The sequence below is a fragment of the Flexivirga caeni genome, from assembly GCF_003724155.1.
GTDB classification, from domain to species: Bacteria; Actinomycetota; Actinomycetes; order Actinomycetales; family Dermatophilaceae; genus Flexivirga; species Flexivirga caeni.
Window position 1 is genome coordinate 104,732 of record NZ_RJJQ01000005.1, and the last position, 19,735, is coordinate 124,466.

A 19,735-nucleotide genomic window follows, 5' to 3' on the forward strand; every position below is an offset into this window, starting at 1 on the left:
CGTGACGGGCATGCCGCTGACGAGTGCCAATGCTGGTCAGTGAGAGGATCTGTGGCCATGACCGAACGCGCGTCGGGTTGGTATGACGACCCGGATGATCCCAGCCTGCTGCGCTACTGGGACGGCATCCTGTGGAGCGACCGCACGATGCCCAAGGTGAAGCCACACCTCGACGAGTCGCGCATCGGTGACCCGCGCAAACAGTGGGAAGAAGAGCAGGAACGGCTGCGCGCCGCCCAGCCCGGGGGATACCCGCAGGCCGGCCCGTCGAGATTCCAGCAGGGCCCTCGGCTGCAGCGCGGTGTCGGGCAGGGCCCCTCGCCATACGGCTATCAGCAGCAATACCAGGCACGTCCGGTCAAGATGACCCCCGATGGTGAGCCGACGGCGTCGTGGTGGCGCCGGCTGTTCGCCTATCTGATCGACAACATCCTGGTGTCCCTCGTCGCGGTGGTCATCTCGTGGAGCTGGCTGCAGCCGTGGATCAAGGTCATCACCGATTGGTATGACGCCGTGCTCACCGCCGCCAAGAACGGCGGCTCGCAGCCACCCGTGCCCAGTGCGCTCTACCATGTGCCCTGGCAGTTCCCGGTGGTGTCACTGCTGATCTACCTCGTCTACGAGATCGGGCTGGTCGCGTGGCGCGGCCAGACCATCGGCCACCTGATCTGCGGCGTCCGGGTGCGCGGCGCAGGGTCGGCCGCGAAGCCGGAGATCAACGCCGCCGTGATCCGTGCACTGGTCAAGGGCGTCAGCAACATCACCACGTTCATCCCGGTGCTGGGTTCGCTCGGTTCCGTGTTCAGCCTGGTCGACGGGCTGATTCCGCTCGGCGAGCGCAGCGCTCAGTCGATCCACGACAAGGCTGCCAAGACCTACGTCGTGCGTGCGCGGCCACCGAAGGTTCCGGTCGGCACGCTGCCGCCATACCCCGGCGGTTAACCGGCGGTCGACGGCAGGATCGTGCCGCTCACCTCGCCGAGGGCTATGCGGCCACCGGCCACACCCGGCGCGGTCGCGGTGATTGTCACCCGGTCCCCGTCCTGCAGGAAGCTGCGCGTCGTGCCGTCGGCGAGTTCGACCGGTTCGGCGCCGCTCCAGGCGAGCTCCAGCAGGCTGCCGCGCTCGTCGCGTGCGTCGCCGGACACCGTGCCGGACGCGAAGAGGTCGCCGTTGCGCAGGCTCGCGCCGCCCACCGTCAGGTGCGCGAGCATCTGGGCCGGGCTCCAGTACATCTGCTGGTATGGCGGCCGGGAGATCACCGTGTCGTTGAGGCGCACCTCGAAGTCGATGTCGAGCCCGAAGAGATTGGCGCCACGCAGGTAGTCCAGCGGCTGCGGATCCTGCTGCGGCAGAGGGATCTTCGCCGCAACGAGGGCCTCGAACGGGGTGACCCAGGCGCTGATGGACGACGCGAACGACTTGCCCAGGAACGGGCCGAGCGGCACGTACTCCCACGCCTGGATGTCCCGGGCCGACCAGTCGTTGAAGAGCGCCACCCCGAAGAGGTGCTCGGCCGCTGCGTCGGTCGGCACGCGCTCGCCGATGGCCGTCGCGCCGCCGACGACGAAACCGAGCTCCGCCTCGATGTCCAGGCGGACGCTCGGCCCGAAAACCGGCTCCGGGTCGTCCTTCCCCTTGCGCTGGCCGACCGGCCGGCGTATGTCGGTGCCCGACACCACGACCGTGCCTGACCGGCCGTGATAGCCGATCGGCAGGTGCTTCCAGTTGGGGGTGAGGGCCGCGCCGTCGGGGCGGAAGATCGAGCCGACGTTGGTCGCGTGCTGCTCGCTGGCATAGAAGTCGACGTAGTCGGCGACCTGCACCGGCAGGTGCAAGGTCACGTCCTCGATGGGTCGGGTCGCTCTGGCGACCAGGTCGCGCCGCCGGTCGTCCTGCAGGATCTGCTGCAACCACGAACGTGCTGCGGACCAACTCGAGTTTCCCTGGGCGAGAAAGGCGTTCAGTGAGTCTTGCTGAAAGCAGCGGGCCCACTTGCGCACATTGTCCAGCCCCGCCAGGGTGGCCAGCTGGATGATGTCGTCGCCCAGGCGGGTGACGACCTGCGCCTGGCCGTCTGCCGTGCTGGCGACACCGTAGGGAAGGTTGTCGATGCTCCAGAGGTCCTCGGACATCAGGGTCCTTTCAGATCAGGCCGAGCGCGGACAGGTCGTGGACGGGGTCGAGCACATCGCAACACCCGAAGCTGGTGAAGAAGTTCCGCACGCTCCCGGCGTCGGTCTCGGTCATCGCGGTGAGCGACGCCGATGCTGCGTCGGCGTCGCGGCCGTCGAGGGGCGCGGACACGTCACCGCCGGTGAGCGCGGCATGGGTGGCGAGCAGGACTCCGAGGAAACCGAACTGGTCCTCGCCGTCTGCGGCGTGCGCGATCGCGTGGTGCAGGCCACCGGTCAGCTTGAACGGCATACCCGTTCGCACGCATTCGGCGATGAACGCCGCGAGCTCGCTGGTCGCAGGAACCGGGGTGGCCGGGGTGGACCCGGTGCGCAGTTTGGCGATCACCTGCCCGTCGTGCTGTTCGATGTCCGGTAGCGACGCGAGGCCAGCGGCACCGGCGGGCACTTCGACCGCGACCGGCACCGCGAGTTCGAGCACCTGATCCCACCCCGGCACGGCCGCGACCTCGACGCCGGCGAGCGAGTGCCCCGTCGATCCGGCGACGCGCTCGGCCGCCGCGACCGTGTCCTCGACCGGTGTGTCAGGGCGGCCGACGACCGTGATGACCAGGGCGCTGTGGTCGGCGAGTGCGTCGTCGACCAGGCGTGGCGGCAGCAGTAGCGGGCCGACGAAATCGGCGGCCGGGGTGCCGCGCCGGGCGGAGCGACGCTCGATAGCCTGAGACAGTGAGTAGTTGCCGGGCGGAAAGACGGCCGCGTCGTCGATCAGCTGGGTGAAGAGTGCGCGCGGGGGCAGGCTGGCCATGGGTTCACCGTAACCAGCCATCCGGACCACCTGGGCCGCGCCCGCACGACGAGGTGAGAAGCGAGGAGAACAATGGCGTTCTATCGAGCACAGGGCGAGCTGCCCCGGCAGCGGCATACCGCGTTGCGCCGGCCTGACGGCGGCGTCTTCTACGAGGAGCTGATGGGGGAGGAGGGCTTCTCCAGCGACTCGTCGCTGCTCTACCATCGCGGTTTGCCGTCGGCGATCTCGGATGCGCAGCCCTGGGAGTTCACCTGGTCGCAGGAGACGCAGCCCAACCACCCACTGCTGCCGCGCCACCTGAAACTGCACGACCTCTTCGCCGCCGGCGAGACGGGCGCCGACGCCGTCACCGGGCGGCGGCTCGTGCTCGGCAACGGTGATGTGCGGATCTCGTATGTCGTGGCCGACGCGCCAAGTCCCTGGTATCGCAATGGGATCGGTGATGAGTGCGTGTATGTCGAGCGCGGCGCGGCGCGAGTGGAGACGGTCTTCGGCGCGTTCGACGTCGTCGAGGGCGACTACCTGATCGTGCCGCGTGCGACCACGCACCGGTGGCTTCCGGTCGTCGCAGGCGACGAGGGGTTCGCCGAGCCGCTGCGGGCCTACGCGATCGAGGGCAATTCGCACATCGCACCGCCGAAGCGCTACCTGTCGCGTTACGGACAGCTGCTGGAGCACGCGCCGTACTGCGAACGCGACCTGCGCGGACCCGAGGGCCCGCTGCTCGCTGAGGATATTGGTGCCGAATCATCCACTCCCACAGAGGTTTACGTGAAGCACCGGGTTGGCGGAGGGCAGATCGTCGGCACGATCTATACCTACCCCTACCACCCCCTCGACGTCGTGGGCTGGGACGGCTGCCTCTATCCCTATGCGTTCAACGTCGCCGACTTCATGCCGATCACCGGCAAGGTGCACCAGCCGCCGCCGGTTCACCAGGTCTTCGAGGGCACCAATTTCGTGGTGTGCAACTTCGTGCCGCGCAAGGTCGACTATCACGAGGCCTCGATCCCGGTGCCCTACTACCACTCCAATGTCGACAGCGACGAGATCATGTTCTATGTCGACGGCGACTACGAGGCACGCAAGGGGTCCGGCATCGGCAAGGGGTCGATCTCGCTGCATCCGGGCGGTCACGCGCACGGACCGCAGCCAGGCGCCTACGAGAACTCCATCGGAGTCCACGAATTCGACGAACTGGCGGTGATGGTCGACACCTTCCGGCCCATGGAGCTGGGCGAAGCGGGCGCGGTGGTGGACGACGGGTTGTACGCCTGGAGCTGGGTCGGCGGCCGCTGAACTCGACCCGGTCGCTCACGGCTGGGCGATGCCTTCGTTGGCGTGTGCTCCCTTGACCGCACGCGCGGTCAGCAGGTCGTAGATGCCGGTGGTGCGCATCGCCATGGCGAGGGTCATGGCGATCGCGCAGGCGCCCAGCGTCGGCGGCAGGAGTGTCGTGGTGCCGGTCATCTCGGAGGCGAGCACGATGCCGGTGACGGGCGCATGCACACTTGCGGTGAAGAACGCCGCCATACCGATCAATGCCAGCGCCGCCGGCTGTGGCGCGCCGGAATCGAAATGGCGGGCCACGAGTCCGAGCGCGAGCCCCAGATGGGTGCCGAGCACGAGCATGGGTGCGAACAACCCGCCGGGCGTGCACGCGGCGTAGGAGACCACGCCCAGCACCCAGCGCAGGGCGAACACCCCGATGACGGCGGCGAGCGCCCCGGTGCCGAGCAGGGCGTCCTGGGTGAGGTTGTCGCCGCCGCCGACGAGTGTTGGCGCGAGCAGCGCGAGTATGCCGACGCCGGCGCCGATGAGTGCGCCGCGGACCTCGGCGGGCCAGCGGCTGCCGTCCGCGATGCGCAGCGCGCGCATGATCCCGATGTTGTAGGACGCGCCGGCGAACCCGCACAGGAGACCGAGCAGCGCGATCCAGCCGGACTGGGAGAGTTGGGGATCCGGCAGGTGCGTGACGTGGAACTCGGTGCCGTCCGGGTTGAGCAGGTGCGCGCTGGCGAACCCCGCGGCGGACGCGATCAGGGTGGCGATGGTCGCCTTCGGGTCGAAGCGCTTGACCAGTTCTTCGAGCACGAACACGCCACCCGCAATGGGGGCGTTGAACGCGGTCGCCAGTCCGGCGGCAGCGCCACCTGCGACGAGCAGCCGCAGGTGTGTGTCCCGGTGCCGGGTCAGCTTGGCCACGATCACGGCGATATTGCCGCCCATCTGCACCGATGGGCCCTCCCGGCCGAGGGCGAGGCCGGCTCCGATCGAGAGCAGCCCCCCGGCATACTTCACCGGCAGGATCCGGAACCGGCCCGGCTCGGTGCGGCCCTCCACGACGGCTTCGACACGGGGTATGCCGCTGCCCTCGGCGTGCGGTTCGACCCGGCGCACCAGCCATGCCGCAACGGCGGTCGCGGCCGAGCAGCCGACGACGAACAGTGGTGCGGCCCACCAGTGGTGGTGGGTCCAGCCGGCCATTCCGGTACGGCGGTCGGACAGCCAGGTCAGCAGGAGCCGGAACGACGCGGCCGCCAGTCCGGTCAGCGCTCCGACCACGGCGGCGGCCACGGCGAAGCTCAACAGCTCGCTGCCGCCGTCCGAGCGGAGGGAAGCGGACGGGAAGGATCGTGCCAACCGCCGAGGTGTGACCATCTATGCATTATGCAATCAATGCGTACCGCATGAAAAATCCCCGCCACCTGTCGGGCATGATGTGTGTATGCGCAGCAGGGCCGATGAACTTGTCACGTCGTTGCTGACCGCGTCGCGCGCGCTGGTCGGGGTCTCCGCGGCGTCGCTGTCGACGGTCGAGCACACGGTGACGCTGCCGCAGTTTCGCACCCTGGTCGTCCTATCCCAGCAGGGCGGGAGCACGGTCGTCGGTCTGGCCGGCCGATTGCAGGTGAACCCGTCGTCGGCGCAACGCCAGGTGGACCGGCTGGTCGGGACGGGACTGGTGGCGCGGGCGGAGAACCCCGCTGACCGCCGGGAGTTGGTGATCACGCTGACCGCGGCAGGTCAGCAGGTTGTCGACGAGGTCACTCGCCGGCGCCGCACGGTGCTCGCCGCGATCGTGCGCGCAATGCCGCCCGAGCAGTACGACTCACTGATCGAGGGTCTGGAGTCCTTCACCCGGGCTGCGGGCGAGCCGGCTGCGACCGACGCAGCAGCACTCGGCTGGTGAGGTCGTTGCACTTTTTCCACCCACTCGGTGCCATCTGCCGGTAACGTCGGTCGGCTCGCGTGCGGGCACCCAGCCGCACTGACCCGTCCGACTCCGAAGGAGCACCTATGCATCCCGTCGTCCGAAATGCCACAGGCCGTCGGCAGTTGCTCAGCAGGACCGTCGTGGGAGGCGCCGGCGTCGTCGGCGCAGCGGGCGACCCGGCCGCCGACGCGGCGCCGAGCCGTAGCCGGCAGCATGAGCACGACCTGCGGCTGACGGTCCTCGGCACGACCGATCTGCATGGACACGTCTACAACTGGGACTACTTCAGGGACGCGGAGTATGACGATGCCGCGCACAACGACGTCGGTGCCGCCAAGTGCGCGACCTTGATCCAGGCGGTGCGTACGGAGCGCGGAGCCCGCAGCTGCATCACGCTGGACGCGGGGGACACGATCCAGGGCACTCCGCTGGCCTACTACTACGCCAGGGTCGAGCCGATCAGCGGGACCGTGCAGCACCCGATGGCGCTGGCAATGAACCAGATCGGGTATGACGCAGCTGCGCTGGGCAACCACGAGTTCAACTACGGCATGGACCTGCTGCGCACGTTCGAGCGCCAGTTGCAGCACCCGCTGCTCGGAGCGAACGCGCTGGACTGGACGACTGGGGAAGCAGTCTTTCCGTCATACACGATGAAGCGGGTGCACGTGCGCGGTCATCAGCCGGTGACCGTGGGCATTGTCGGACTGGTGACGCCCGGAGTCGCGATCTGGGACAAGGCCAATGTCGACGGCAAGGTGAAGTTCAACGGCATCGTCGAGCAAGCGCGGCTCGTCATACCGGAGGTGAAGCGCCATGGCGCCGACGTCATCGTGGTGTCGTGCCACTCGGGTGCCGACGCATCCTCGTCGTACGGCGATGCTCTGCCATGGCCGGAGAACGCCAGCACGCTGCTGGCGCAACAGGTTCCGGGGATCGACGCGATCCTGGTCGGTCACGCGCACGTCGAGATCCCGCAACGCTTCGTCACCAACGAGCAGACCGGCAAGCAGGTGCTGCTGTCCGAGCCGCTGTGTTTCGGTGAGCGAGTGACCGTGATGGACCTGAACCTGCGCAAGGTCGGCAGCCGGTGGACGGTCTCGACCGCTGCGGCCACCCTGCTCAACTCCAACGGTGCACCGGAGGACCCGGAGATCGCGGCGCTGCTCAGACCTGCGCACGAGAAGGTCCGCAGCTACGTGAACGGGGTGATCGGCGGTTGCACCGAGGCGCTGAGCGGCGCACGTGCGTGCGTCGAGGACACCGCCGCCGTGGACCTGATCAATCAGGTGCAGGCCGAGGCGGTCAAGGCCGGGCTGGCCGGCACGGCCGACGACCGGACGCCGGTGCTGTCCATTGCGGCGCCGTTCAGCCGCACCGCCGTCATCCCGGCCGGCGAGGTGACGGTGCGGGATGTCGCGGGTCTCTACATCTACGACAACACGCTGCTGGGCATCAGGTTCACGGGCAAGCAGGTGGGCGACTACCTCGAACACTCGGCGGCCTACTTCAAACAGATCAGTGGCTCCGGGCCGTTCGGCATGGACGAGGTCACCAACGCCGTGACCCCGACGGCGCCGAATGGCACACCCGACTACAACTACGACGTCCTCGGCGGCCTCGACGCGCCCCTGACCTACGACATCGACATCAGCGCCCCGCCGGGCAGCCGCATCCGCAACCTTGCGTATGACGGCAAGCCCGTCGGCGACGGCGACAGCTTCGTCGTCGCGATCAACAACTACCGCCAGTCCGGCGGCGGCGGATTCCCCGGTGTGACGACCGCGCCAGTCGTTGTCAACAGGCAGAACGAGATTCGCCAGTTGATCATCGACTGGGTGGCCGAGCACGAGGCCGTTGATCCGGCGACGTTCCACACAGTTGACTGGCGGCTGGTCTCGGGCAGCACACCGATCACGATCAGCTAGCGACTCGCAGCTGACCGAACTCTTGCGTGCAGCGGGCCGCATGCACATCCCGGCAGGTCAGCAGGTTGTCGACGAGGTCACTCGCCGGCCCGCGCCGGCCGTCACTGCAGTGACTTGATCACGGCCTCGGCCTGTGCCTGGGTCCAGGCGGTCGATGCTGGATGTTCGAGGCTGCTGATGCCCGAGCTGTCCATGAATTTCCGCAGCGCCTTGGGCACCGTGCCGGTGGGCGCGTACGGCGCGCCCTCCAGCACGAATCGCTCATGTCCGGCGGCATCCAGGAAGAACACCTCGTCGGAGTGCTGGACGTCATACGTCAGCGGGACGCCGGTGCGCCAGTTGCGCGGTGCGGGGCCTGGGTCCTCCTTGACCCGCTGTCGCCATACCCCGAAGTAGTTCCACAGCGTGTTGACGTTGCGGGCGCTGCCGGTCCATGCCTGCCAGTTGGCCGGCGGTGGGGCGAACAGGTTGCGGTAGGCCCGCAGCTGCGTCGTGGTGTCGCGACCCGGGTCGACCGTCAGGGAGATGAACACCGGGGAGTTCCGTGAGTCGCGGTGTGCCTCCGCCCGCGCGGTCTGCACGACGGTCGCGGTGTCGATCGGGCAGGTTTCCTGGCACAGCGTCATCACGTCCGACAGGACCACGACGTGGCCGGACAGTGCTGCCAGTGAGACGCGGGCCCCGCTGCTGGAGGTGAACGTCAGGTCCCGGATCGCCGCGGGGACGGCCGAGTTCAGCGGTGTGCCGATCCGGTCCCACGACGCGCTGCTCGACGGAGTGGCACGCGAATGGGAGGAACCGGACGAGCAGCCCGTCACACCTGCTAGGGCCAGCACCAGAACGAGCGTCGCACTCCATCGCCGCATGCCGCGATGGTCGCACGGCGAGTTGAACGTTTCCGTGGTGGGTTACCGATCCGTGCTCAGGCGACCTCGACGCCTGCAGCCGCGAAGTCGTCGAGCGCGCGCTGGGTGGACTCGGGTGCGACACCGGCGGTCAGCTCGGTGAGCACGCGGGCGGTGAAACCCGATGTCGCAGCGTCGAGCGCCGTCGCACGCACGCAGTAGTCCGTCGCGATGCCGACGACGTCCACATCAGTCACGTCGTGGCGACGCAGCCAGTCGGCGAGGGTGCTCCCGTCGTCGGCCGCACCTTCGAAACCGCTGTATGCCGCTTCGTACTGGCCCTTGCGGAAGATCGCGGCGGCATTCGCGATCACCGGCTGCACCTCCACCCGGAAGTCGGCCCCCGGGGTGCCGACCTGGCAATGCACCGGCCAGCTGTGCACGAAATCGGGGTCAGATGACCAGTGGTCGCCGGGGTCGATGTGCCAGTCGGCGGTCGCCACGATCTGGGCGTAGTCGCCGGCGTGCCCGACGGCATACGCGGCGATGCGCTCGGCGACCGCGATGCCGCCGGCGACAGCGAGCGATCCGCCCTCGCAGAAGTCGTTCTGAACATCGACGACGACCAGTGCGCGAGTCATGCCCGCAGCCTACGACGAGCCGGGCAGGCGCAGCCCCATCACCCGGCGTTCGGCGTCCAGCAGGCCGAGGGTCTGCCAGCCACGCGATCGGTAGAGCGCGACAGCCGGATCGGTGTCGATGCGCACGATCGCTCAGGGGAGGGGCAGGTAGGCGCCCATGACCTGGCGGTTGTTGTGCAGGTGCCCGAGCGTGCTCCAGCCGCGTGCCTGATAGAGGCACAGCGCCGGGTCGCTTGCCGCGAGGGTGGTCCCGAGCAGTGCCCGGCCGGTCAGCCCCTCCAGCAGGGTGTCGTGCAGGCCGCCGCCGATGCCCTGGCGCCGGTAGTCGGGGTCGACGACCAGCTCGACCAGCTCGAAGTGGTCGCGCAGCCACTCACCCGGCAACTCCGGCAGGGTGCGGGCCACCAGGTCCGGCCAGGCCTGCCCGCGGTCGCCGCGGTAGCCCCATGCGAATCCGACGACGCGCTCGCCGTCGAGCGCGAGCGCGAGGCGGAAACCGGGCCGGGCCCGGTCGCGGTCGAAGAGCTGGGTGCGCCAGTTGGTCTTGTCGGGGATGCGGCCGATCACCTCGTCGTAGAGGTCGAACATGCGGTCGGCATACGGCTCGGCTGCTGGCGCGTCGAGCAACTCGATGCTCGTCATCGGGCATTCTCCTTCTGGTCACGCTCGTACAAGGTCGGTATGACGGGCTCGCCCCGCGACATCTGTCGTGCCGTCGGCGGTAGTTCGGCGCGTGCGGTGGTATGGCGCTCGCGGGCGTCGTCCAGGGTGCCGGCGAAGACGCGTTCCCCGTGCTCCACGAGCGGAACGAGCAGTGCGCGGTCATTGGTTTCGCCGGCTGGCTCCGAGCCGACGCCGATGACCTCGGCCTCGGCGATGCCGGATGCGGAGCGGCGCCGGAGCGCATACTTGCGCCCGCCGACCGACAGCTTGTCCTTGCTCTTCTTGGCGACGCCTTCGAGGCGGCCGGCGGAGTTCTCCCGGGCCACCAGCTTGTAGACCAAACCGGCTGTGGGAGCACCGGATCCGGTCACCAACTGGGTCCCCACCCCGTAGCCGTCGACCGGTCCGGCCTGCAGCGCGGCAATGGCGAACTCGTCCAGGTCGGAGGTCACCACGATCCTGGTCTGGGTCGCCCCGAGCCGGTCCAGCTGCGCCCGGACCTCGCGGGCCTGCTGCAGCAGATCGCCGGAGTCGAGGCGCACGCCGCCGAGTTCGGTCCCCGCCACCTCGATGGCGAGGTTGACGGCGTTGGTCACGTCGTAGGTGTCGACGAGCAGCGTCGTTCCCGGCCCGAACGTGTCGACCTGTGACTGGAAGGCCGCGCGTTCGTCGTCGTGCAGCAGCGTGAACGCGTGGGCTGCGGTGCCCGTGGTCGGCACGCCATACCTGCGGCCGGCCTCGAGGTTGGAGGTCGTCGCGAAGCCGGCGATGTATGCCGCCCGCGCCGCCGCGACCGCGGCCTCCTCGTGGGTGCGCCGCGAACCCATCTCGATGCAGGGACGATCCTCGGCGGCTGACGTCATCCGGCTCGCTGCGGACGCAATTGCACTGTCGTGGTTGAGGATCGACAGCACCAGTGTCTCGAGAACCACGGCCTCGGCGAAGCCGGCTTCGACCACCAGCATGGGGGAGCCGGGGAAGTAGATCTCGCCCTCGGCATACCCCCAGATGTCCCCGGTGAAGCGGTATGACGCGAGCCAGTCGAGTGTCGGCTCGTCGACCACGCGGTGGTCGCGCAGGTGGGCGAGTTCGGCGTCGCCGAAGCGGAAGTCGGCCAGGGCATCGAGCAGGCGGCCGGTGCCGGCCACGACGCCGTAGCGACGCCCGTCGGGCAGCCGGCGGCCGAACGCCTCGAACACGCAGCGGCGTTCGGCGGTGCCGTCGCGCAGCGCGGCGCTGAGCATGGTGAGCTCGTAGTGGTCGGTCAGCAGGGCCGTGGACTGGCCGGCGGATGTCCTCACCTGCGTCACTGTAGGGCAGCGTCGCCACGGAGGGCGCCGGTTGCCTATCGTTGAGGTCGTGTCTGTTGCACCCCCGGAGCATGCGTCGCCCGATGTCGACCTCGACAGCGCCGCGAAGGAGCAGACCGACCGGCCCTGGGTGACGATCGTCTGGAACGACCCGGTGAACCTCATGTCGTATGTCGCGTGGGTGTTCCGCACCTACTTCGGCTATTCGGAGGCGAAGGCGGAGAAGCTGATGCTGGCGGTGCACCAGGAGGGGAAGGCAGTGGTCTCCTCGGGGCCGCGGGAGCGGATGGAGACCGACACCGAGGCGATGCAGGGCTACGGCCTCTGGGCGACGTTCGAAAAGGACACTTGAGATGGCGACCGCGTTCCGGCGCAAGGGATCTCGCGTGGTGGCGAAGCTCGACGGCAACGAGCGGGCGATCGTGCGCGAACTGCTTGATCAGACCCGTCAGCTGCTGGCACCCAGCGGTGGCACGGGTGACCCGGTCGAGGATCTCTTCGCGGGGCTCGGCGAGACACCCGACCCGGACGAGCTCGCTCACCGGGATCCCGCACTGGCACGGCTGCTGCCTGACGGACACCGCGACGATCCGGAGGTCGCGGCCGAGTTCCGGGCACTGACCGAAAACGGGCTGCGGCAGCGCAAGACCGCCAACCTGTCCACCGCGATCGAGGCACTCGACCAGCCGGCGACGCGCGACAAGCTCGAACTGGACCTGGGCCAGGCGCAGGCACTGCTCATCGGGCTGTCGGACGTTCGTCTCGCGCTGGGGGAGCGCCTCGGCCTGCGCACCGACGAGGACAGTGAGCAGCTGCAACAGGATCTCGCTGCGGCAGGTGCAGCCGGGGCGGACGATCCCCAGCTGGTCATCGGGCTCTACTACGACTTCCTCACCTGGCTGCAGGAGTCCCTGGCGCTCGCGCTGCGGTAAGAGCACATACGATCGAGGCACCATGAGCACCGCAGCCTCCGACTCCATCCGCACTCCCCGCCTCCGTGTCGCACCGTCGCCCACCGGCGACCCGCACGTCGGCACGGCATACGTCTCGATCTTCGACCTGGCGTTCGCGCGCCAGCAAGGCGGCAGCTTCATCCTGCGGATCGAGGACACCGACCGGACGCGTTTTCAGGCCGACAGCGAGCAGCAGCTCTACGACACGCTGCACTGGCTCGGCCTCGACTGGGACGAGGGCCCGGACAAGGGCGGGCCGTTCGCGCCATACAAGCAGTCCGAGCGACTGGATACCTATCAGCCGTATGTCGAGCAGCTCCTCGCCGACGGGCACGCCTACTACTGCTGGTGTTCCAGCGAGCGGCTGAAGGAGATGCGCGAGGTCCAGCAGAAGACCAAGCAGCCGACCGGCTACGACCGGATGTGCCTGGGCAAGACCAAGGAGGAGCGGTCGCGGCTGCCCGGCTTCACCGAGACCCCGGTCGTGCGCATGCAGATCCCCGAGGACGTGCCGCTGGAGTTCGACGACCTGATCATGGGTCGCACGAAGGCGCCGCGGCCGGACGACCAGGTGATCCTGAAGGCCGACGGCTTCCCGACCTACCACTTGGCCGTCGTCGTCGACGACCACCTGATGGAGATCACCCACGTTGTGCGAGGGCAGGAGTGGATCTCCTCCACCCCGAAGCACCTCCTGCTCTACGGGTGGCTCGGCTGGGAGACGCCACAGTTCGCGCACATCCCGCTGCTGCGCGACGAGAAGAAGGCCAAGATCTCCAAGCGCAAGAGCCCGTGGGCGAAGCTCACTTGGTTCCAGGAGCAAGGCTACTTGCCGGAAGCACTGGTGAATTTCCTTGCATTGCAAGGGCATCCGCCGATCTTCGAAGAAGATGGCACCGAGCGCGAGACCTTCACCTTCGAGGAGTTCAGCCAGCACTTCGACTGGCACAAGATCAACCCGGCGGGTGCGGTCTTCAACCTCGACAAGCTGCACTGGCTCAACGGGCACTACCTCCGGGAGCTGTCCGAGAGCGACCTGGTGCAACGGCTGCTGCCCTTTCTGCAGGACGCCGGGGCCGTCCCGGAGCCCGGGTCGGAGCCTGCACTGGGCCGGCTGCAGGAGATCGTGCCGCTCATCCAGACCCGCATCAACCTGCTCACCGACGCGGCGCCGCTGGTGGCGCCGTTCTACGTCGCCGACGACCAGCTGGAGATCGCGGACGACGCGCGTGCGCAACTGAAGGAGACCGCGCCCGGGGTGCTGGATGCGGCCGTCGCGGCGCTCGACCCGATCAGCGGGGCCGCCAGCGACGCGGACGACACGGGCCACGGGTGGACCGCGGCGAATCTCGAAGCAGCGCTGCGGGCCGCGATCGTCGACGGACTGGGCATCAAGCCGCGGCTGGCGTTCGGCCCGATCCGCACCGCCATCTCCGGCCAGCGGATCTCCCCGCCGCTCTTCGAGTCGATGGAGATCCTCGGCAAGGCGTCGACGTTGCGGCGGCTGAAGGCGCTGCGTGCGTCGCTCTGAGTCGCTCGCTCCGCCGGGAGGTTTCCGGTTGCCGGTGCGCGCCGTCCTGCTCGACGTCGACAACACCTTGCTCGACAACACGACGGCGATGCTGGCTGCAGGCCTGGCCGCGATGGCGGCGCTGTGGCCGCAGTTCACAGCGGAGCAGCACGTGGCGATGGCCGAGCGCTACCGGCTGGACCCTGGCGGCGCATTCGAGCGATACATGCGCGGCGACAACGACTACCGGGTGATGCGGGCCGAGCGACTGCGTGACGTCGCCGCCGCGTATGGCGTGCCCGTCCCGGATGATGCGCTCGAGATCTACGAGAGTGCGTTCCGGCCGGTGTTCGCGCAGGAGCAGCGCACGTTCGAGGACGTCATACCGTTCGCCGAGCGGTGTGCCGAGGCGGGCCTGCGGGTCGCGGTGCTCACCAACTCGTCCGACGAGCTCACCGCGGAGAAGTTCGAGCGGACGGGGCTCACCGGGCGGCTCGGATCGATCACGACGCGGGACACGCTCGGCTTCGGCAAGCCGGACCCGCGGGTGTTCCGGCATGCTTGCGCCGGGCTCGGTGTGGAGCCGGGTGACACGGCATACATCGGCGACGAGTGGGCGGCAGACGTTGAGGGTTCACGCGCTGCCGGACTGCAGCCGATTTGGATCACGCGAGGTGGTAGAGCCGCAGCTCCCGAGGCTGACCCGGTGCCGGTCATCGCGTCGCTCGACCAGTTGCGGGTCGGGGAGCGCGGGCTGGAGGTGCTCGATTTGGGCCGGGCGGCTCCGACCGGGTAAGGTCTCACCTCGGTTCACCTCGTCGGGGCGGTCTTTCGCGCAGACGAAGTGATACCCCCTTGGGGTATGGTGTAATTGGCAGCACGACTGATTCTGGTTCAGTTAGTCTAGGTTCGAGTCCTGGTACCCCAGCCATCGGCGAAACTCGCCGATTCGGTGGAATCCCAACCTTTCCGGTAAGGTTCTACCAGCCGCGGCCCCATCGTATAGCGGCCTAGTACGTCGCCCTCTCACGGCGGTAACGCGGGTTCGAATCCCGCTGGGGTCACCAGCACGAAAGCCCCCCGGGTCATCCCGGGGGTTTTCGCATTCCTGCGAGTGGCGCCGGGGCGGCGGAACGACGGGGCGGACCCGGGTGGGATGGTCAGTCGCCGGGCCAGGTGACGTATTCGCGTCCGGAGGGGCTGGTCCAGGTGCAGACGCCGGTGCGGGTCATTACGACTTGCCAGCCGCCTTCGTGTTTGGCGCGGTGGTGGTGGCGGCACAGGCATTGCAGGTTCCAGATGGCGGTCGGTCCGTCGGGGAAGCGGGTGACGTGGTCGACGTCGCAGCGGACCGCGGGCGTGGTGCAGCCGGGGAAGCGGCAGTGCACGTCGCGTCGGGTGACGAATCGGCGTGCCCGGGTGCTGGGGCGGTAGGTTTCGTCGGCGGTTTCCAGGGTTGCCCCGGTTCGCAGGTCGATCAGGGCGCGGGTGAGGGTGGTGCCGAGCTGGTGGCATAGCTGGGTGAGTATTCCGGCGGGGATGACGCCGACTCCTTCGATGACTGTGTCACCGACCCGCCACCCGGAGCCGGGTGACCGGGCTTGTTCGGCTGTTCTCGCGGCGTGGCGTAATGCTTTGCGGTACGTGGCGGGCAGGTGTTGCCGGTCGTCAGGGGTGCGCCAGCTCCAGTCCACCCGGGCCAGGGCGCTCGGACCGGCTGTGGCGCCTTCAGGCGAGCCCGGCGCACCCAGCCCGCCAGCAGATCGAGGCCTTCGCGGGAACTGGACCGCAGCAACTCCCGCATGCGGGGCTCGACCGACGACGACACCAGTGCAGGCGCCTTCACCGGGCCGCCGCAGGAGAACCCACCCGCCGCGCCGGCCAGCACCATCGACACCCGCCCTGGCGCCGGAACCGCGCCCGACGCCTTGGGCGTGAACCCCGCCACCCCGAGCCCAGGGCCGGCGCCGTGCCCGGTGGGGATGACGGGGATCCGCAGCACGCATGTCGTGTCCACCGTGACATTCCCCAGGAACAGCTCGGTGAACGCATCCACCCGGCACTCATCGAGGCTTTTGCTGGTGGTGGTGTCCTGGTGCAAGTGACCCGCCAACTCGTTGACGCCGGCCAGGACCCGCATGGCGTCGTAAGTGGGTAGGACGGCACGCAGCACGCTTAGCCCTGGTTCGTCGTGTGGGTACACCTGCACCCCCAGGGCGTGCGCCCGCCGTGTCGCGGCCGACTCCTCCGCCTCCGCGGGCGCCACCTGCGCCAACAAACGCCGGGCACGCCGCACCAGTTTCGTCGACGTCAGCGGCACCGGGGCTGGGACACTCGGTTCCTCACCGGTCGTGGCGTCTTGGTCGTCACCGCCACTGGCGTCCTGGCCGGGGTTCTCGTCGTCGTGGCTGGCTTGGTTGATCACGGTCAGCAGCCCGGCTTCGACTTGTCGGATCGCGTTCGGGGTGGCGCTACAGAGGACGTCGGTGACCGCGGAGACTTTGCGGGCATCCAGTACCCCGGCGGTCGCGAGGTCGAATAACCCTGGGGTGCACCTGATGACTTGAATTGCTTCGGTGAGCCGGTTGGTGGCGCCGGTCCGACCACCCCAACCGGGTGGCGACCTCCGCGGGCAACCACTCGTCCTGGTGGGCGCCGATCGGGTGCCGCACCTCCCGCGCCCCCTCACCAGAGATCATGACTTCTTCGATGGCCGCGACCTGCGCCAACCGCACTGACTGCACCGACCACGCCGTGTTCTGCACCTGCTGGCAGGCGACCGCCTGATCGATCAACACTCCGCGAGGAACATCCCGGGTCCCCTCCCGCACCTTGCCAGCAGCTGCCACCAGCAGTGCGTGCGCGGTCTCCAGCAACGCGCCCACGGGTGCACCGGTGATGACCTCACCGGGGACCAGGAATTGCTGCTTCGACATGCTCCCATCATACATTCGTACGACTCCCAGGTCAATCCCAGAATCACCGAATTCTCATATTTCCCAACACGATTCGCCCCACCCAGCGTGGGCACAGAAGCACCTGAAGAGTATCGGCTGCCACCGACACCACCCGTCCTTCACCCACCCCTGCGGGGTGTGCGTCAGGTTGTGCGGCGGCGGCAGAACCGAATCCCGCGGGCACCTCGTGTGCGGTGTGGCGCCACGAACCCGCACGCCGTCAGAGATGATCGGGGGATGCACTCGCCGGTCTGGTATGCCGCCTACGGCTCCAACCTGTGCGCCGAACGGTTCGCCTGTTACCTCGCTGGCGGCCGTCCCGAGGGAGCGTCGCGCACCTACACCGGCTGCCGTGACACAAGCGCGCCGACCGGGATCCGACCGGTCCTGTTGCCAGGCAGCGTGTTCTTCGGCGGCGTCTCGCGCGTGTGGGGCGGCGGTATGGCGTTCTACGACCCGGCGCTGCCCGGCCCGGCATACGCCGCGGCATACCGCATCAAGGCGGAGCAGTTCGCCGACGTGTGGTGCCAGGAGCGGCACCAGCCCGTGGGTGCCTTGCTGCCGCTGGACACGATTGTCGCGGAAGGGGATTGGCGTGCCGGCGAAGGTCGCTACGACCGCGTTCTCGTGGTCGGGTTCATCAACAGGGAGCCGGTGCTGACCTTCACCTTCGGCGGTCTCCGGCCACCAGCGAACCCGCCCGCGCCGGCGTACGCCGCGATGATCGCGCGTGGCTTGTCCCATGCTTACGGACTTGGTCCAGGGGCGGCGGTCACGCGTCAGCGAGCTCGGCGCTGAGAGCTTGCTGGGCCAGGCGACGCAGGGTGAGGATCAATGGGTCGGTGAGGACCGTGCCAATGGCTACCTGCCGGATGGCTGCGTCCGGATTCCCGGGCACGCTCGAGATGTCGATGTTCGCGAGCTGATCGGCAGCCTGCGCGTATCTCTCCAGGGTGTCCTGGTCGTCCCACGCGATGCCAGCCGCGACGATCGCGCGCAGTTGGTCTCCGAGTAGCGTCAGCAACGGGTCGTCAGGCTCGATCTCCCAGCCGTGCTGGGTCGCGAACTTCCTTGCGAATTCAGTCCATTCGGCGTCCGGGTGCTCCGGCAGGGCGGGTGTGATCGCACGTTGCGCGGCCCCCAGCAGGTCGTGCCTGTCGACATTCGGGCCGTCCAGGGTCTCCAGCACCTGCCGCACCCGGGCGATCGACAGACCACCCGGCTCCAGTAGGGCGCGGATGAGGCGCACGCGATCCAGATGGCTCTCGTCATACGTCGCCTGGGTGCGGCTGGTCGCGGTGCCCGAATGCAGCAGGCCCTCGCGCAGGTAGTACTTCAACGTTGCGACGGGCACATGGGTCTGGGCTGACACTTCGGAGATCCGCATGGCACAGATCTTGACATTGGATAGCGCTACTCGCCAATAATGGTGAGTGCCACTATCCAATTGACGAAGGATCACCGACGTGAAGATCACCATGACGACACACGCACACGAGGGCGACCTGGTCGTCTTCCTGATCGGGATGACGGTCCGCAAGCCGTGGCGCGTCGATCACTGGTCGCGGGTCGCCCGCGCAATGGTCGGAATGCAGCAGGAACTGCACCGCAACAAGGCTCGGTCCGAGGCCGGAGATGAAGAATGGCTGGGCTTCCTCGGCGGCTACAACTGTCTGGGACAGCGGGGTCCGGTGTCGGTGCAATATTGGCGCAGCACCGACGACCTCTACGGCTACGCCAACAATCCGGACCGAACGCACCGGCCGGCGTGGCTGAAGTATTACGAGCGCGCCCACAATCTGGCCGGCAGCGACGGCATCGGCATCTGGCACGAGACGTATGCCGTGCCCGCCGGGGGACACGAGTCGGCATACGGCAACCTCACCGACTGGGGACTCGCCGGTGCGACCGGCACCATCCCGCTGTCTCGGCGCGGTCGCACTGCACGGGAACGGCTCGCTTCGTCGGCCGCACCGCTCGCCGGCTGACGAGAGGGTCGCTCAGGCCGACTCGCCGCGCCGTTGCGTCGCGGCATGCGCCCGCGCCAGCACCTCGGTCAGCTTGTTGGCTCCGGCGACGACGGTGCCCGCGTGCAGCCGGCCCGGCTGACGGGACACCCGCTCGATCGGGCCGGAGATGGACACCGCGGCGATTACCCGGCCGGACGGGCCGCGCACCGGCGCGGACACCGAGGCGACGCCCTGCTCGCGCTCGCTGACGCTCTGCGCCCAGCCGCGCCGCCGGACCGCGGACAGCATGGTCGCGGTGAACTTCGCGCCGTGCAGACCGCGGTGCAGCCGGTCGGGCTCCTCCCAGGCGAGCAGGATCTGTGCTGCCGAACCCGCCTGCATGGTCAGTGTCGCGCCGACCGGGATCGAGTCCCGCAGGCCCATCGGGCGGTCCGCGGCCGCCACGCAGATGCGCTGGTCGCCCTGCCGGCGGTAGAGCTGCGCGCTCTCGCCGCAATGGTCGCGCAGTGCCCCCAGCACCGGCCCGGCCGCAGCGAGCAGCCTGTCTTCGCCTGCCGCGGAGGCGAGTTCGCTCAGCCGTGGGCCGAGGATGAATCGTCCCTGCATGTCGCGTGCGACCAGCCGGTGGTGCTCCAGCGCAACGGCCAGCCGGTGCGCCGTAGGCCGGGCCAAGCCGGTGTGCGCGACGAGCTGCGCGAGGGTCGATGGTCCTGCTTCGAGAGCGGAAAGAACCACGGCGGCCTTGTCCAGCACGCCGACTCCGCTAGAGTTGTCCATGCACTGATACTGACGTCT

22 protein-coding genes and 2 tRNA genes are annotated in these 19,735 nt (G+C 68.6%); 12 read left to right on the plus strand and 12 right to left on the minus strand.

Going from position 1 to position 19,735, the window contains the following annotated elements:
• Positions 1-57 precede the first annotated feature (57 nt).
• The gene (locus EFY87_RS07315) at positions 58-942 is read left to right on the plus strand and encodes an RDD family protein (protein ID WP_123270895.1); all 885 of its coding nucleotides are present in this window, start codon (positions 58-60) and stop codon (positions 940-942) included.
• Here the strand turns inward: EFY87_RS07315 and fahA are convergent.
• Positions 939-2,135 carry a fumarylacetoacetase gene (gene fahA, locus EFY87_RS07320; protein ID WP_123270818.1) on the minus strand — a complete coding sequence of 399 codons (1,197 nt, stop codon included), beginning with the start codon at positions 2,133-2,135 and terminating at the stop codon, positions 939-941. The two genes, EFY87_RS07315 and fahA, sit on opposite strands and share 4 nt — an antisense overlap.
• Before the next feature lie 10 nt (positions 2,136-2,145).
• Complete coding sequence (locus tag EFY87_RS07325; protein ID WP_123270819.1) at positions 2,146-2,943, minus strand: hypothetical protein; 798 nt, start codon at positions 2,941-2,943, stop codon at positions 2,146-2,148.
• A 72-nt stretch (positions 2,944-3,015) separates the two neighbouring features.
• Between EFY87_RS07325 and EFY87_RS07330 the strand changes: the two genes are divergently transcribed.
• A complete protein-coding gene (locus EFY87_RS07330) occupies positions 3,016-4,245 on the plus strand; it encodes a homogentisate 1,2-dioxygenase (protein WP_123270820.1) in 1,230 nt (409 codons plus the stop codon).
• Between the two features lie 15 nt (positions 4,246-4,260).
• On the opposite strand, the gene EFY87_RS07335 is transcribed toward EFY87_RS07330, so the two are convergent.
• Positions 4,261-5,607, minus strand: a complete 1,347-nt coding sequence (locus EFY87_RS07335) for a ClC family H(+)/Cl(-) exchange transporter (RefSeq protein WP_123270821.1) — start codon at positions 5,605-5,607, stop codon at positions 4,261-4,263.
• 67 nt (positions 5,608-5,674) lie between these two features.
• Here EFY87_RS07335 and EFY87_RS07340 point away from each other — a divergent pair, with 67 nt between their 5' ends.
• The gene (locus tag EFY87_RS07340; protein ID WP_123270822.1) at positions 5,675-6,139 is read left to right on the plus strand and encodes a MarR family winged helix-turn-helix transcriptional regulator; all 465 of its coding nucleotides are present in this window, start codon (positions 5,675-5,677) and stop codon (positions 6,137-6,139) included.
• Positions 6,140-6,246: 107 nt separating this feature from the next.
• Complete coding sequence (locus EFY87_RS07345; RefSeq protein ID WP_123270823.1) at positions 6,247-8,091, plus strand: bifunctional metallophosphatase/5'-nucleotidase; 1,845 nt, start codon at positions 6,247-6,249, stop codon at positions 8,089-8,091.
• A gap of 101 nt (positions 8,092-8,192) precedes the next feature.
• On the opposite strand, the gene EFY87_RS07350 is transcribed toward EFY87_RS07345, so the two are convergent.
• The 4 genes from EFY87_RS07350 to EFY87_RS07365 all read right to left on the minus strand — a co-directional run bounded on the left by EFY87_RS07350 (position 8,193) and on the right by EFY87_RS07365 (position 11,541).
• Positions 8,193-8,957, minus strand: coding sequence for an SCO family protein (locus tag EFY87_RS07350; RefSeq protein WP_123270824.1), 765 nt, complete (start codon positions 8,955-8,957; stop codon positions 8,193-8,195).
• Positions 8,958-9,013: 56 nt separating this feature from the next.
• Positions 9,014-9,577 carry an isochorismatase family protein gene (locus tag EFY87_RS07355; protein WP_123270825.1) on the minus strand — a complete coding sequence of 188 codons (564 nt, stop codon included), beginning with the start codon at positions 9,575-9,577 and terminating at the stop codon, positions 9,014-9,016.
• Between the two features lie 132 nt (positions 9,578-9,709).
• Positions 9,710-10,219, minus strand: coding sequence for a GNAT family N-acetyltransferase (locus EFY87_RS07360; RefSeq protein WP_123270826.1), 510 nt, complete (start codon positions 10,217-10,219; stop codon positions 9,710-9,712).
• Positions 10,216-11,541, minus strand: a complete 1,326-nt coding sequence (locus EFY87_RS07365; protein ID WP_220093549.1) for a nicotinate phosphoribosyltransferase — start codon at positions 11,539-11,541, stop codon at positions 10,216-10,218. The genes EFY87_RS07360 and EFY87_RS07365 overlap by 4 nt, the downstream gene beginning before the upstream one ends.
• Positions 11,542-11,599: 58 nt before the next feature.
• On the opposite strand from EFY87_RS07365, the gene clpS reads away from it, so the two are divergent.
• The 6 genes from clpS to EFY87_RS07395 all read left to right on the plus strand — a co-directional run bounded on the left by clpS (position 11,600) and on the right by EFY87_RS07395 (position 15,080).
• Positions 11,600-11,902, plus strand: a complete 303-nt coding sequence (gene clpS / locus EFY87_RS07370) for an ATP-dependent Clp protease adapter ClpS (RefSeq protein WP_123270897.1) — start codon at positions 11,600-11,602, stop codon at positions 11,900-11,902.
• 1 nt (position 11,903) lies between these two features.
• Positions 11,904-12,482 carry a DUF2017 domain-containing protein gene (locus EFY87_RS07375; RefSeq protein WP_123270827.1) on the plus strand — a complete coding sequence of 193 codons (579 nt, stop codon included), beginning with the start codon at positions 11,904-11,906 and terminating at the stop codon, positions 12,480-12,482.
• A 22-nt stretch (positions 12,483-12,504) separates the two neighbouring features.
• On the plus strand, positions 12,505-14,034 hold the full coding sequence (gene gltX / locus EFY87_RS07380; RefSeq protein ID WP_123270828.1) for a glutamate--tRNA ligase: 1,530 nt from the start codon (positions 12,505-12,507) through the stop codon (positions 14,032-14,034).
• Entirely contained in the window at positions 14,021-14,809 is a 789-nt protein-coding gene (locus EFY87_RS07385) for an HAD family hydrolase (protein ID WP_123270829.1), read from the plus strand. Before gltX ends, EFY87_RS07385 begins: the two co-directional genes overlap by 14 nt.
• A 60-nt stretch (positions 14,810-14,869) precedes the next feature.
• Positions 14,870-14,944, plus strand: a tRNA-Gln gene (locus tag EFY87_RS07390).
• A 60-nt stretch (positions 14,945-15,004) separates the two neighbouring features.
• Positions 15,005-15,080: transfer RNA gene (locus tag EFY87_RS07395), tRNA-Glu, on the plus strand.
• Positions 15,081-15,173: 93 nt separating this feature from the next.
• On the opposite strand, the gene EFY87_RS07400 is transcribed toward EFY87_RS07395, so the two are convergent.
• The 3 genes from EFY87_RS07400 to EFY87_RS07410 form a co-directional block, all read right to left on the minus strand.
• Positions 15,174-15,401, minus strand: coding sequence for an HNH endonuclease signature motif containing protein (locus EFY87_RS07400; RefSeq protein ID WP_123270830.1), 228 nt, complete (start codon positions 15,399-15,401; stop codon positions 15,174-15,176).
• A gap of 89 nt (positions 15,402-15,490) precedes the next feature.
• Complete coding sequence (locus tag EFY87_RS07405; RefSeq protein WP_123270831.1) at positions 15,491-16,438, minus strand: hypothetical protein; 948 nt, start codon at positions 16,436-16,438, stop codon at positions 15,491-15,493.
• 46 nt (positions 16,439-16,484) lie between these two features.
• The gene (locus EFY87_RS07410; RefSeq protein WP_123270832.1) at positions 16,485-16,949 is read right to left on the minus strand and encodes a hypothetical protein; all 465 of its coding nucleotides are present in this window, start codon (positions 16,947-16,949) and stop codon (positions 16,485-16,487) included.
• A gap of 258 nt (positions 16,950-17,207) precedes the next feature.
• Between EFY87_RS07410 and EFY87_RS07415 the strand changes: the two genes are divergently transcribed.
• A complete protein-coding gene (locus EFY87_RS07415) occupies positions 17,208-17,768 on the plus strand; it encodes a histone deacetylase (protein ID WP_123270833.1) in 561 nt (186 codons plus the stop codon).
• Here EFY87_RS07415 and EFY87_RS07420 read toward each other — a convergent pair.
• Positions 17,743-18,357 (minus strand): MerR family transcriptional regulator, encoded by a 615-nt coding sequence (locus EFY87_RS07420; RefSeq protein WP_123270834.1) that lies wholly within the window; start codon positions 18,355-18,357, stop codon positions 17,743-17,745. The two genes, EFY87_RS07415 and EFY87_RS07420, sit on opposite strands and share 26 nt — an antisense overlap.
• A 79-nt stretch (positions 18,358-18,436) precedes the next feature.
• Here EFY87_RS07420 and EFY87_RS07425 point away from each other — a divergent pair, with 79 nt between their 5' ends.
• Positions 18,437-18,958 carry a DUF4188 domain-containing protein gene (locus EFY87_RS07425; protein ID WP_245988525.1) on the plus strand — a complete coding sequence of 174 codons (522 nt, stop codon included), beginning with the start codon at positions 18,437-18,439 and terminating at the stop codon, positions 18,956-18,958.
• 12 nt (positions 18,959-18,970) lie between these two features.
• Here the strand turns inward: EFY87_RS07425 and EFY87_RS07430 are convergent, their stop codons facing one another.
• The gene (locus EFY87_RS07430) at positions 18,971-19,717 is read right to left on the minus strand and encodes an IclR family transcriptional regulator (RefSeq protein WP_123270835.1); all 747 of its coding nucleotides are present in this window, start codon (positions 19,715-19,717) and stop codon (positions 18,971-18,973) included.
• Positions 19,718-19,735 lie beyond the last annotated feature (18 nt).

What these genes read in the sequence shown, in the direction of transcription:
- EFY87_RS07315 (WP_123270895.1), top strand. Translation starts at nt 58, where the DNA reads ATGACCGAACGCGCGTCGGGTTGGTATGACGACCCGGATGATCCCAGC.
- fahA (WP_123270818.1), bottom strand. Translation starts at nt 2,135, where the DNA reads ATGTCCGAGGACCTCTGGAGCATCGACAACCTTCCCTACGGTGTCGCC.
- EFY87_RS07325 (WP_123270819.1), bottom strand. Translation starts at nt 2,943, where the DNA reads ATGGCCAGCCTGCCCCCGCGCGCACTCTTCACCCAGCTGATCGACGAC.
- EFY87_RS07330 (WP_123270820.1), top strand. Translation starts at nt 3,016, where the DNA reads ATGGCGTTCTATCGAGCACAGGGCGAGCTGCCCCGGCAGCGGCATACC.
- EFY87_RS07335 (WP_123270821.1), bottom strand. Translation starts at nt 5,607, where the DNA reads ATGGTCACACCTCGGCGGTTGGCACGATCCTTCCCGTCCGCTTCCCTC.
- EFY87_RS07340 (WP_123270822.1), top strand. Translation starts at nt 5,675, where the DNA reads ATGCGCAGCAGGGCCGATGAACTTGTCACGTCGTTGCTGACCGCGTCG.
- EFY87_RS07345 (WP_123270823.1), top strand. Translation starts at nt 6,247, where the DNA reads ATGCATCCCGTCGTCCGAAATGCCACAGGCCGTCGGCAGTTGCTCAGC.
- EFY87_RS07350 (WP_123270824.1), bottom strand. Translation starts at nt 8,957, where the DNA reads ATGCGGCGATGGAGTGCGACGCTCGTTCTGGTGCTGGCCCTAGCAGGT.
- EFY87_RS07355 (WP_123270825.1), bottom strand. Translation starts at nt 9,577, where the DNA reads ATGACTCGCGCACTGGTCGTCGTCGATGTTCAGAACGACTTCTGCGAG.
- EFY87_RS07360 (WP_123270826.1), bottom strand. Translation starts at nt 10,219, where the DNA reads ATGACGAGCATCGAGTTGCTCGACGCGCCAGCAGCCGAGCCGTATGCC.
- EFY87_RS07375 (WP_123270827.1), top strand. Translation starts at nt 11,904, where the DNA reads ATGGCGACCGCGTTCCGGCGCAAGGGATCTCGCGTGGTGGCGAAGCTC.
- gltX (WP_123270828.1), top strand. Translation starts at nt 12,505, where the DNA reads ATGAGCACCGCAGCCTCCGACTCCATCCGCACTCCCCGCCTCCGTGTC.
- EFY87_RS07410 (WP_123270832.1), bottom strand. Translation starts at nt 16,949, where the DNA reads ATGTCGAAGCAGCAATTCCTGGTCCCCGGTGAGGTCATCACCGGTGCA.
- EFY87_RS07415 (WP_123270833.1), top strand. Translation starts at nt 17,208, where the DNA reads ATGCACTCGCCGGTCTGGTATGCCGCCTACGGCTCCAACCTGTGCGCC.
- EFY87_RS07420 (WP_123270834.1), bottom strand. Translation starts at nt 18,357, where the DNA reads ATGCGGATCTCCGAAGTGTCAGCCCAGACCCATGTGCCCGTCGCAACG.
- EFY87_RS07430 (WP_123270835.1), bottom strand. Translation starts at nt 19,717, where the DNA reads ATGGACAACTCTAGCGGAGTCGGCGTGCTGGACAAGGCCGCCGTGGTT.